This is a genomic window from Paenibacillus apiarius, assembly GCF_017052585.1.
Lineage (GTDB): Bacteria > Bacillota > Bacilli > Paenibacillales > Paenibacillaceae > Paenibacillus_B > Paenibacillus_B apiarius.
On sequence record NZ_JAFFHZ010000002.1, the window covers coordinates 391,920 to 404,468 of the forward strand.

General features: G+C 50.5%; 11 protein-coding genes. All 11 read right to left on the reverse strand.

The window, feature by feature from the left end; genetic code table 11:
• Window positions 1–48 precede the first annotated feature (48 nt).
• The 11 genes from glnA to JSQ80_RS27845 all read right to left on the reverse strand — a co-directional run bounded on the left by glnA (window position 49) and on the right by JSQ80_RS27845 (window position 12,517).
• Window positions 49–1,377, reverse strand: a complete 1,329-nt coding sequence (glnA, locus tag JSQ80_RS27795; RefSeq protein WP_087435499.1) for a type I glutamate--ammonia ligase — start codon at window positions 1,375–1,377, stop codon at window positions 49–51.
• A gap of 40 nt (window positions 1,378–1,417) precedes the next feature.
• Window positions 1,418–1,828, reverse strand: a complete 411-nt coding sequence (locus tag JSQ80_RS27800) for a MerR family transcriptional regulator (protein ID WP_087435498.1) — start codon at window positions 1,826–1,828, stop codon at window positions 1,418–1,420.
• Between the two features lie 99 nt (window positions 1,829–1,927).
• Window positions 1,928–3,163 (reverse strand): methionine gamma-lyase family protein, encoded by a 1,236-nt coding sequence (locus JSQ80_RS27805; protein WP_418888917.1) that lies wholly within the window; start codon window positions 3,161–3,163, stop codon window positions 1,928–1,930.
• Window positions 3,164–3,251: 88 nt separating this feature from the next.
• Entirely contained in the window at window positions 3,252–4,538 is a 1,287-nt protein-coding gene (hflX, locus tag JSQ80_RS27810; RefSeq protein ID WP_206098018.1) for a GTPase HflX, read from the reverse strand.
• Between the two features lie 188 nt (window positions 4,539–4,726).
• Window positions 4,727–5,752, reverse strand: coding sequence for a methyltransferase (locus JSQ80_RS27815; RefSeq protein WP_206098019.1), 1,026 nt, complete (start codon window positions 5,750–5,752; stop codon window positions 4,727–4,729).
• Window positions 5,753–5,880: 128 nt separating this feature from the next.
• Complete coding sequence (locus JSQ80_RS27820) at window positions 5,881–6,858, reverse strand: AAA family ATPase (protein WP_206098020.1); 978 nt, start codon at window positions 6,856–6,858, stop codon at window positions 5,881–5,883.
• Window positions 6,859–6,960: 102 nt separating this feature from the next.
• Entirely contained in the window at window positions 6,961–7,590 is a 630-nt protein-coding gene (locus tag JSQ80_RS27825; RefSeq protein WP_206098021.1) for a YdcF family protein, read from the reverse strand.
• Between the two features lie 93 nt (window positions 7,591–7,683).
• On the reverse strand, window positions 7,684–10,308 hold the full coding sequence (locus tag JSQ80_RS27830; protein WP_206098022.1) for a transglycosylase domain-containing protein: 2,625 nt from the start codon (window positions 10,306–10,308) through the stop codon (window positions 7,684–7,686).
• Window positions 10,309–10,501: 193 nt separating this feature from the next.
• Entirely contained in the window at window positions 10,502–10,741 is a 240-nt protein-coding gene (hfq, locus tag JSQ80_RS27835) for an RNA chaperone Hfq (protein WP_019420440.1), read from the reverse strand.
• A 50-nt stretch (window positions 10,742–10,791) separates the two neighbouring features.
• Window positions 10,792–11,748, reverse strand: a complete 957-nt coding sequence (miaA, locus tag JSQ80_RS27840) for a tRNA (adenosine(37)-N6)-dimethylallyltransferase MiaA (RefSeq protein WP_206098023.1) — start codon at window positions 11,746–11,748, stop codon at window positions 10,792–10,794.
• A complete protein-coding gene (locus JSQ80_RS27845; RefSeq protein WP_206098024.1) occupies window positions 11,726–12,517 on the reverse strand; it encodes a class I SAM-dependent methyltransferase in 792 nt (263 codons plus the stop codon). The genes miaA and JSQ80_RS27845 overlap by 23 nt, the downstream gene beginning before the upstream one ends.
• Window positions 12,518–12,549 lie beyond the last annotated feature (32 nt).

Here is a 12,549-nt window from a genome sequence, read left to right on the forward strand (position 1 = left end):
CCCGTAATAAAAAACCCCCGACGCTTAGAGCGCCAAGGGTTTGGAAAATTAATATAAGGTCATGTACTGATCGCGTTCCCATTGATGAACTTGTGTGCGATACATATCCCACTCGATTTCTTTGAGCTCCAGGAAGTGCTGCAAAGCATGTTCGCCCAGCGCATCGCAAATCGTCTCGTCGCGCAGCAGCGCTTCCAGCGCTTCTTTCAAGCTGGATGGCAAGCTTGGAATGCCTTCGGCGATTCGCTCATCCTCGGTCATGACATAAATGTTGCGGTCCGTCGGAGCCGGCAGATCGCTCTTCTTCTTAATGCCTTCGAGTCCGGCTTTAAGAATTGCCGCCAGTGCCAAGTACGGGTTGGCAGACGGGTCCGGATTGCGGACTTCAACCCGCGTGCTCAAACCGCGGGAAGCCGGAATGCGCACCATCGGACTGCGGTTGCTGGCAGACCATGCGACATAACACGGAGCTTCATAACCAGGCACAAGACGCTTATAAGAGTTAACCGTTGGATTCGTAATCGCGGCAAAACCGCGCGCATGCTTCAATACTCCAGCCATGAACTGGCGCGCTTCTTTGCTTAAGCCGAGCTTATCCGACTCGTCATAGAAGGCATTCGTTTTGCCATGGAATAGCGAGATGTTGCAGTGCATGCCCGAACCGTTTACGCCAAACAGCGGCTTCGCCATAAAGGTCGCATGCAGGCCGTGCTGGCGGGCAATGGTCTTGACGACGAGCTTGAACGTTTGGATTTGATCGGCCGCTTTAATCGCATCCGCATATTTGAAGTCGATTTCATGCTGTCCCGGCGCCACTTCATGGTGGGACGCTTCAATTTCGAAGCCCATCTCTTCCAGCTTCAATACGATCTCGCGACGGCAGTTCTCGCCCAAGTCAGTTGGCGCCAAGTCGAAGTAACCGCCTTGGTCGTTTAGCTCCATCGTCGGATTTCCTTTTTCATCCGTTTTAAACAAGAAGAACTCTGGCTCTGGTCCGACATTCATTGCCGTGAAGCCCATTTCCTCCGCTTCTTTCAGCGCACGCTTCAAAATACCGCGCGGGCAGCCGGCAAAAGGCGTTCCATCCGTAGTGTACACATCGCAGATGAGGCGCGCGACACGATCTTCCGTTACCCATGGGAATACGACCCAAGTATCCAAATCCGGCACGAGATACATATCCGATTCTTCAATGCGGACATAGCCTTCAATGGAAGAGCCGTCGAACATCATCTTATTATCCAGCGCCTTAGGCAATTGGCTTACCGGAATTTCGACGTTCTTGATCGTTCCGAGCAAATCCGTAAATTGCAAACGGATAAACCGGACATTCTGTTCTTTCGCAATTCGTGTAATATCATCTTTGGTGTAGCCCACAGGGTAACATCTCCTTCTCGTTAACCTAGAATAGATTGGATTATTTCGTAAAGAAACGAGACAGTTCACCTTGAATTAGCGATACTTGACCCGGTCTTTTCCCAGTCATCAATTGCTGCTTCAGCATGCGGTGCAGTTGAATATCCGATAGCTCTTTGCGCTTGCTTTCCGAATCCTCGCTTAACACGGTCGCCTCCTCCGATTCCTTGGAGACCGGATTCAACACTTGTTTGATGCCAGCAATATTTACGCCCTTTTCAATGAGCGCTTTAATTTCGAGCAGACGTTCCACATCATTAAACGAGAAAAGACGCTGATTTCCAGATGTACGAGCAGGCATAATTAGTTCATGCTGTTCATAATAGCGAATTTGACGTGCCGTCAAATCCGTTAACTTCATCACGATGCCGATTGGAAACAACGCCATATTTCTGCGGATTTCATCTCCCACCGTTCATCAACCTTCCTCTTTTATGCCGTTCCTTTTCTTCATTCTATCCTTCGCACAAAAACATGTCAACAGATGTTAGGAAAACTCACAAAAAATAATTTATAGCTGAAGCAGACCTCTATCTATCATCGTTTGTAATGCCGTTAATGCGCCTAACTTCGCATGAGCATAGGTTAACCCGCCTTGCATATAAGCCGTGTAAGGTTCACGTATAGGCGCGTCCGCAGACAACTCCAGACTGCCCCCTTGAATGAACGTCCCTGCTGCCATAATGACCGGATGCTCATATCCAGGCATGTCCCATGGTTCGGGAATGACGTGGGCATCAACCGCCGAAGCTTTTTGAACCCCTTGCACAAACGCGATCAGATGCTCCGCAGAATGGAAGCGAATCGCTTGAATCAGATCCGTGCGCGCGCTGCTCCAATGCGGCGACGTCTCGAAGCCCAGCTCTTCAAACAGAGCGGCGGCGAAGACGCTGCCGCGAACGGCTTGTCCGACGATACTCGGCGCTAGGAATAGTCCTTGATACATGGAGCGTGTCATCCCCAACATCGCTCCGACTTCGCCTCCGATGCCGGGAGCGGTAAGGCGGGAAGCAGCCGCCTCCACATATTGGAGCTTGCCTGCAATATAGCCGCCTGTTTCTGCAATGCCGCCTCCCGGATTTTTAATTAAAGAGCCTGCCATAATATCCACGCCGGCTTCTGTCGGCTCGCGCAGCTCCGTAAATTCGCCATAGCAGTTATCGACGAAGACGATGGCATCCGGCTTAATCTCTTTTACCCGTCGCACCATGTCAGCAATTTGATCCACAGTGAAGGAAGCCCGCCATCCGTATCCGCGTGAACGTTGAATGCCAATTACTTTTGTCTGTTCCGAAATAGAGGAGCGAACGGCATCCCAATCGATCTCATCGTTATCCGTCAGATCCACTTCATTGTATTGAACGCCCCAATCACGAAGCGATCCTTTGCCATCGCCGGTCTGCCCGATCACTTTATGTAGCGTATCGTACGGCGTTCCTGTAATATACAGCAATTCATCGCCTGGCCGGAGCACCGCGAACAGAGCGGTCGCTATCGTATGCGTTCCGGATACGAAGTGAGGCCGCACAAGGGCTGCTTCCGCGCCAAACACCGCAGCGTATACTTCATCCAGCACCTCGCGGCCGCGATCGTTATATCCATAGCCAGTCGATGCCGCAAAGTGATAATCACTCACACGATGGTCTTGGAATGCTTGAATCACTTTCCATTGATTGCGCTCCGCAATATGTTCAATGCTGCGCACTTGCGCCGCAATCTTTTCTTCAACTTTATTGTCAAGCAGCATTAACTTCGATGTAAATTGCATGATGTTCATTCCCCTTTTATTGCGTGTTGAGAGACCTCTTATATTGTGAAAGCATTATCGTGATTCATTACTTTTCTTGATAATCGTCCAGCTTGTATCCATGCAGTTCCGCTTGCGATTTATCCAGACGAACCTGCATGACCACATCGTCATCGACTACAGCCTGCTCCAGCACCTCTCCCATTCGATAGGCCAAGGCAATTATGTCACCGCGGTCTGCCGGAATCCGGTATGTTACCGTCTGACCGACGAGCTGCCGCTGTACCGCTTGCCGAATCCGATCCAGATCTGCCTCGTCATAAGCGCTAATCGTGAAGTGATTATCGTTCTGCGGAAGAAGCTGACGCTGCTCTTGCGTGCACATATCTTTCTTGTTATAAAGGACGATTTCGTTCTTGGCGCCCGCCCCCAGCTGCTGCAAAATGTCCTCGACAACGTTCATTTGATCCTCGCGCATCGGCGAAGAGGCGTCCACGACATGCAATATCAAATCCGCTTCGTTCACTTCCTCCAATGTCGCCCGAAACGCCGCAACGAGATCATGCGGAAGGTTCTGAATGAAGCCGACCGTATCCGTAAGCACGACTTCCTGACCATTCGGCAGCTCCCATTGTCGTGAGGTCGGATCCAACGTGGCGAACAATTGATTTTCCACCAATACATCAGCCAGCGCAAGCTGACGCAGCAGAGTGGACTTGCCGGCATTCGTATAGCCGACCAGCGCTACCTGAATGACTCCGCTTTTTTTGCGGCGTTCACGGTGGAGGTTGCGGTGTCGAACCACTTCGTCCAACTGGCGCTTCAAATCCGTTATGCGGCCGCGTATATGTCTGCGGTCGGTCTCCAGCTTCGTCTCGCCTGGACCTCGAGTCCCGATTCCCCCGCCGAGCCGTGATAAATTTTTGCCATGCCCGGACAAGCGCGGCAGCAGGTAAGACAACTGCGCCAGCTCCACCTGAATAATCCCTTCCCTCGTCTTCGCGCGTTGCGCGAAAATATCGAGGATGAGCTGGGTCCGATCGACGATCTTTACATCAAGCGCTTCCTCTAGATTGCGAACCTGGGCTCCGGACAACTCCTGATCGAAGATGGCCGTGGTTGCCCCCAGCTCTTCGATGACCGCTTTCAGTTCTTGAACCTTCCCTTTTCCAATGAACCATTTCGAATCTTTCGTATCCCGCTGCTGCGTCATCGTCGCCAGAACTTCGACACCTGCCGTTTCGGCCAGCTGGAACAATTCATCCAATGAGTATTGCGGATCAATTCCGCTTCGCTTTACTTCATCGGTTATTAAGGTGACCAGCACCGCACGATCCCTTATATTTTGATTGGTCTCATAGTTCATTTTTCGCATGCAATCGAAATCTCCTTCAATTTCATGTTAGAAGCACGTCAAGGTCCGATACTCAGTATACCTTATTTCGGCCTTCTTTTTAAATCTGGAGGGATAGGGATGGAATCAAAAATATAAATCCATGCTAAAACAGCCTGCCGAGAGGTCTCGACAGGCTGAACTATACCATGATGATTGCTCACTTCTCCTTAATTGGGCACGCCTTCGATAATTGATACATGAGTAGAGGTCGGCACTATCCGATTTAGCCGGAAACCCGATTGCTGGAACAAACGTTCATATTCCGCTTGCGTCCGCTCTTTCCCCGTTGACATCGCGAGCATCTCCATATCGAGCAGCTTGCCAAAATGAGCCTCATTGCCTGATCCAAGCACGATTTCAAAAAGCAGCAGTTTGCCGTCTTTCTTCGTGACACTGCGGCAATTGCTCAGAATCGAGACTGACTCTTCATCGCTCCAGTCATGAATAATGTGCTTCATCATGTAGGCGTCTCCCCCCTCCGGCACAGCTTCGAAGAAGTTGCCGCCGACGCACACGCATCTTTCTTCCAGACCCGACTGCTTCATGAATTGTGTTGTGCCCTCGATGACAGCCGGCTGATCGAAAACAATCCCCTTGGCTTGCGTACAGGATGTAAGCAACTGCTCCATTAATATCCCGTGTCCGCCGCCAATGTCGACGACCTTATCGAATGGAGAGAAATCATAAGCTGACAAGATGGATGGAATGATGCTCCGCGAGTAAGCGGTCATGGAGTTTTGGAAAATAAGCTCGGCCTCTGGATGTTTGGCTAAATAACTGAATATATTCGTGCCATACTTTGCTTCAAATGCGGAAATCCCCTTGGTCAGCGATTCCAGAAAATGACCGGCAGGCTGCGAGTGCCATGGCTGCCCATACATCAGGGCGTGCGCGTACAAAGAATCGGGCATATCGGAGCGAAGCAGCGGTCCCAGCGGTCCCAATTCAAACGTTTGTTCTTCCGTCTCCCTGAAAATATCCTCATCGCAAAGGAAACGCATCGTACGGTACAGCATAGATGCTTCTGTCTGTGTCAGCGCGGCCAGCTCTTGACAAGTGCGCGGTCCTTCTGCCAGCAAATCGGGGATGCGCAATTCGGTTACGGCATATACCGTTTGTGATATGATACTTCCTGCAAACATGCGCAGCAATCGTTCGGAATCATTCAATTGTTTTGACACGGCAATGGACATATGGAACTACCTCCTAATAAATGGTTGCCACTACATAGATTAGTTCCACACGCACCGTTTAATACCTTCTTTTTCCTAAAATCACATAATTTTATCAAACCGTTCTCAGACAACCATTCATTTATCCCCTAGATATTATATATTTTTTCCATTCCAGCAGTTTCGTTTTTTTCGCTTATTAGGAAGTCTTCATATGTAAGATTGGTCAAGTCCTCTTTCGTTAGTTTTTTCGATTTCCTGATTAATCTGACCGCTTGATTTCTGATCGCTTTTTCGATGAGGTTGCGGACAAATCTAGCGTTGCTGAAATTATGATTTATATGTTTTTCTTGAGCCAGCTGCTCTTTAATCTTATTTGTGGCCTCGGTAAGAATGATGTATTCTCTTTCAAATGCCATTTTATAAGCGATTTTCACTAATTGATCCGTCGTATAGTCGGGAAACTCGACATGAATCGGAAACCGCGACGGCAGGCCAGAATTGGTTTTTAATAAATTGTTGATTTCTTTGGGATAGCCGGCAAGAATAAGGATGAAATCATTCTTATGATCCTCCATTGCCTTTACCAGGCAATCAATACATTCCTTACCGAAATCTTTTTCGCCGCCGCGCGCCAAACTGTAGGCCTCATCCACAAACAAAATGCCCCCGAGCGCTTTTTTCACAACTTCTCGTGTCTTCTGCGCCGTGTGCCCAATATATTCGCCGACCAGATCGGCCCGTTCCACCTCCATCAGGTGGCCTTTGCTCAGCATGCCGAGCTTTTGAAACATTTTAGCCATAATCCGCGCTACTGTCGTTTTGCCCGTGCCCGGATTTCCTTTAAATAACATATGGTACACTTGGGAATTAACCTGGAGCCCTTCGTTTTTACGCAGCTGCTTGATTTGCAGCATCGCATATATTTGGAACACCAGTTCCTTCACTTCTTCCAGTCCAATCATCTCATCAAGCTCTTTGAAGATCTCCGCAAAAGCCTCCGTATGCTGATTTGTTTCTTTAGACGGCATGTCTTCAACAGTTCGAATGGGTTCGGGAGGAAAATTTTTAAAAACTACATTTATTTTTCTGGCTTGAGTCGTGATTAGACGGTTATCGTCAGACACCAGTTACACCTCCCATCAGGATTCCTCGGTTAGATCCGTGACTTGCAAAAGAAATCTTCCTGATGTTCAATATATTCTAGCGTCGTACAGGTTATTAGCAGTTTAGCGCAGCCATAGCTCGTCCCATTTCCATTTCGTGTAAGCAAGCGACTCGCGGGTACGGTGCCAAGGGAGGTACAATACCTTGCTTTCCGTCGTTTTAAGATCGGGATGTTCATAACCAAGCGCGTCTGCAATTTCATAGGATCTGGCCCCGTGGAAGTCGTGCGTCATAATCGTTGCGCTCTTCCAGCCCTTTTCCTTCATAATGTTCTGGCTGAACTTCAAATTTTCCAGCGTGCTTGTCGCCCGCTTCTCCAGCTCAATCCGGCTCGGTTCCACGCCATGCTCAATCAAATAGTTCGCCATTCCCTCTGCTTCGCTCAATTGCGCATCAGGACGATCTTTGCCGCCGGTAACGATGAAATATTCGAACTTCCCCTGCTTATATAGCTCCAAGGACAGCTCCAACCGTTCCTGCAGCGCCGGACTGACCTTGTCTTTCCATAGCGAGGCTCCCAATACAATTCCTACTTCGGTCGGCTGCGAAGAAGTTGCGAGGCTCGAGGCTCCCCCTCCCCCGATTTTCCATTGCGTATATCCGAACCAGATCAATCCGATTAAAATGCACGCTCCTGCTGTCCAGAACACGCGTTTCCACAATGAACCTTTAGGTTTGCCGTTGTGATGCAAGCGTTTCCCCTCCTGTAAAAAAAGAACGCGCAATGATTTCATTGCGCGCTGCATTTGTTGTAACATTCATTTTGGATTAGCGCATTGCCTCTTCTATGGAGTTGCGCCTTGTTCTTCGCCGGCGTCGCGTTTCATCCACCCGTTGTGACGTCCGTTATCCTTATCTTGGCTATCCATTTGGACGCCGCTTCCACTATCGGCGCCTTGGCCCCCCGCAGGCGGCGGATCAATCGGCTCGCCTGGATCAGGCTCCCCCGTTCCTGGAATCGTGATGTCGCCGCCACCCGGATTCCCGCCTTGATCTCCCGAATCGGTGCCTGGATCAGGCGTTCCGTTATTGTCAGGATTGTCAGGTTGGCCCGGGATGTTCGGATCAACCGGAATATTCGGATCGACAATTGGCGGTTCTATCGGATCGATCGGCGGCTCCACCTCTTCTTCCTCGATCTGCACCGTAACTTCATTCGATTTCTTCGATTCTTCGTTATTGCTCTCGGCCGTTACATAATACGTGTACGATTCGCCTGGAAATACGCCGATATCTTCCGCATTGGTCACCTTCAAGCCGCTTAGGACACGGGCGTATTCTTTATCCTTGGAAGACTTGCGGTACACGTGGTACACGATATTATCGCCATCTGCCGCATTCCAGCTCAGCGATATCGTCTTCGTATTTTCAGAATACGAAGCGTTCAACCCGCTTACGGCCTTGACCGCTTCCGGCTTCTCTTCGACCTTATCCGGCTTGTTGAAGGAACCGGACTGCTTGCTCTTCAGCGCCTTGCCCATCACTTCACTGAACATGCGTGAAGGAACGCGGCTGCTCTCGTGCAGCACGTGGTCGCGGTCGGTCTTGTCATACCCCATCCAGACCGCGGCCGTCCATTCCGGCGTATAGCCGACGAACCATGCATCGCGGTCGCCATTCCCGTTATATCCCGGCACCGAGTGCTGCGTCGTCCCCGTCTTGCCCGCCACCTGGCGTCCATCGATGCGCGCTTGCTTGCCTGTGCCGTTCTTCACCACTTCCTGCAGCATATCGGTCATGTAGTAAGCCGTCTTCTCGCTCATTACGCGCTTCGCCTTCGGCACATGATACACGTAGAAATCATGCGCCTTCCGATCCGTAATTTTGGATATGGAGTAGGCCGGATAATAATTGCCGCCATTCGCGAACGCGTTGTATGCCTCAGCCATGTTGAGCGGCGATACGCCGTGCGTCATCCCGCCCAGAGCGATAGACAAGTTATAATCGTCTTTCGTCAACGGGAAGCCCATATTTTTAGCAAAATCAAAGCCCGTCTTCAATCCAATCTCATTCAACAGCCACACGGTCGGAATATTTACGGATCGCCTGACGGCCTCCTTCATCTCCATCGTGGAGCTATAGCCGCCCAAGTTGCTTGGACAGTAGCTGCCGAAGCATTGCTTCTCGTTGTTCAGCTTGGACCACGGGAACCATTCTCCGGTCTCCATTGCGGGCGCATAGCTGACGATCGGTTTGAACGACGATCCTGGCTGGCGTTGAACCGTTGCGCGGTTCAACCCTTTGGTAATGTAGTCGCGTCCGCCCATCATCGCCATAATCGCCCCGTTCTTGTGGTCCGTGATGACCATGGCTCCTTGCACTTTAATATCGTCCTTGCTCTTTTCGAACAATTCATCATTGTTAAAAGCGTTAAACATAATGCGCTGCGCAGACGCGTCCATCGTCGTGTAAATATGGTAACCGCCGCGGTTCAACTCATCCTCGGTCAATCCGGTCTTTTCGACCGCTTCCTTCACCACGTAATCGAGGAACGATTGGTAAGCATCCGTTCCGTTTTGGTCCGTTTGCGTGCCGTCCTTCGACTCTTTCGGCGTATAATCCACTTCCGAAGCGTCCTTCATTTCCTGCTCGGTAATGTAGCCCTGTTCATACATAAGCTTCAATACGACCTGGCGGCGCTCCTTCGAGCGTTCCGGATTGTCGATTGGATTATAGTGGGACGGAGCTTTTGGTATTCCCGCCAGCGTGGCCATCTCCCACACTTCAAGCTGAGTCAAGTCCTCTTTATCAAAATATTTGATTGCCGCCGCTTTGACTCCATAAGCCCCTTTACCGAAGTATATCCGGTTCAAGTACATCGTTAATATTTCTTCCTTCGTGAAGTGATTCTCCAGCGCCAACGCGATGGACACTTCGGTCGCCTTCCGGAAGAAGGTCTTGTCGCTCGTCAGGAACATATTTTTCGCAAGCTGCTGGGTTATCGTGCTGCCGCCTTCCACGAGCCGCCTTGCTACAACGTCCTTGACCATTGCGCGGCCGATCGACCATAAATCGACGCCTTGATGATCTTTGAACCGCCGGTCTTCCGTGGCGATGAACGCGTTGCGCAGCTCCTCGGGTATTTCCCTCGCCTCCGCAATTTCCCTATGCTCGATTCCCTTTCCAAGCTTGGCTAATTCATTGCCGTTTATATCATAGACGGTGGAGACTTCGGCCAACTGGAACATGTCCGCGTCTTTATAATCTTGCATGAGGCGTTCGCCGTTCAACAGAATGAACAAGTATCCGCCTACTGCGCAGAAAATCGCGAACGCGGCCGTAAAGAACATTAACCAGAACGTTTTTCTCCATGACCATTTCTTGCGCTTCTTCGGCTGCGGCTGCTTCGGCTTTCCTTTCGCCGGCGTCCGTGTGCGAGAAAGCTGTGTTGTATCCTTATCTTTCGTCATCTACATTCGACTCCCTTATTCTCCTCGAATTTCTCTCTCTTTCTCTGTAGAATGGTAAATCTCTATTCCCTATACCCAATATGACCCGTAATGAAAAGAACAACCCTTCAGGGTTGTTCGGCAGCGGGCTCAATTATTTAGACGTGAAGAAGGGGCAAAAAGTTTCATTTCTGTCTGCCCCTCCGTGAAGCATTTACGCCTCGTTCTGATGATCTTGCATCAGGGATACGTTACGCTGCGGCGTAAACGTCGAGATGGCGTGCTTATACACCATCTGCTGACGTCCATCGCTGTCAATGACGATCGTGAAATTGTCAAATGCGCGGATAACGCCGCGGATTTGAAATCCATTCGTTAAGTACACCGTCACTGGAACGCTTTCTTTACGCAATTGGTTCAAAAAAGTGTCTTGGATATTAATAGATTTATTCATCGTCCGTACCCCCAATAATCATGAGATTGTGTTGAAATATATTCAACCTCTTACCGAAACTTTCCTGCTATGATCTTACAAATTTGTGTGAAATGTTCGTCAGTCCGCTCCGAGTCGGTAACATCAACCCATTCAAGCTCTGTCATTCGGCGGAACCAAGACAGCTGGCGCTTGGCGTACCGCCTCGTATCTCGCTTTAACAGTCCGACTGCGGCATCCAACGACATTTCGCCTTCCAAGTAAGCGGCAATTTCCTTGTATCCCAATCCTTGCATGGATACAAGATTACGCGAATAGCCTTGTTCCAGCAATTGGCGAACTTCGTCAATCAAGCCTTCCTGCAGCATGATGTCGATTCGGGCCTCAATTCGTTTATAAAGCATCTGCCTGTCCATTGTCAAACCGATCATGCATAAATCATACGGCGACTCTCTCTTTTGACGGGCTAATTGAGAGGATAACGGCTCTCCGCTGAGATGGAATACTTCAAGCGCCCGGATGACACGCCGCTGATCATTATGATGCAGACGCTCCGCCGTTATTGGATCCACTGCCTTCAACCTCTCATGCAGCGCTTCCGAGCCGTGCGAAGCAGCGTAATCCGCCATTTGCTGCCTGAATTCCTCGTCGGAGCTGCTGTCGCCGAATACAAATCCGTAACAGAGAGATTCGACATAAAGACCAGTTCCTCCTACGATGAACGGAAGATGATTCCTCGCGGTAATCTGTTGGATAAGCGTCCGGCCGCGCTCTTGAAATTCCGCCACGGAAAAAGCTTCGTCCGGGTCGTGAATATCCATCATATGGTGAGGGATGCCTCCACGTTCTTGTATCGGCAGCTTGGCCGTACCAATATCCATCTTGCGGTACACCTGCATGCTGTCGCCGGAAATAATCTCGCATTCATAATGCTTGGCAACGCTCAAACTCAGCTGGGTCTTGCCGACAGCCGTCGGGCCGACGAGTACGAGCAGCCTTGGTTTATTAAACGATGCTGTTGTCGGCAATATCAATCACTCCATAAGCTAATTTCGATCCCGTCTGGACGACGCGGTTAAAGCCAAGCCGGGCAAACTCCGGGCTGCGGCGCAGCTCTTTCATGACTACTCTCTTCCTCGCCACGCGCATCGCTTCCTCAATCGCTTGACGAGTCAGCGCTTCCTGGTTCGTCATCGTCCGCATCGGATTAAACGCTGATGAATGCGTAACCGGCTCCCGAAACATCGGATCGAAATATACGATATCCATCGAGCGTTCGGGCATCGATTTCAACTTCTGGAGGTGATCTGCGCGCTGCAATTCAATACGGCGCATCGCCTCATTGACTTCTGCCACATCGCTCGCATACAGCTGCAATCCTTCATGCACCAGCGCGAACAAGGATGGCTCGCTCTCCACGGCGACAACTCGCCCGGCAGCTCCCACCGCTACGGCAAAGACGAGTGCATCCGCCGCAAATCCCGCCGTGCAGTCAAGCACCTCGTCTCCTTGCGCCGCGCCGCTTGCCCTGATCATCGTGTCGGCTTCACCGCTGAGAATCCGCTTTGCGCGCACAAACGCCATGCTGGGATGGTAGGTCAATTCCGTAACCCCCAGCTGCTTGTAGCGCACGTTGTCATTCGTGTAGATTAAAAATTCATCATCGCCGTATTTCCGTGCCAATCCGGTAAGCGATTGCTTGCGCCGCTCGGCATATACATGCCCGAAAGCATCCGCCATATGGCGAGCGCGTTCTTTCGTATGCGGGGACGTGGAATCGCCCGTTGTGACAATCATTAGCTCCTCCTCATTATATACGCTATGGAAAG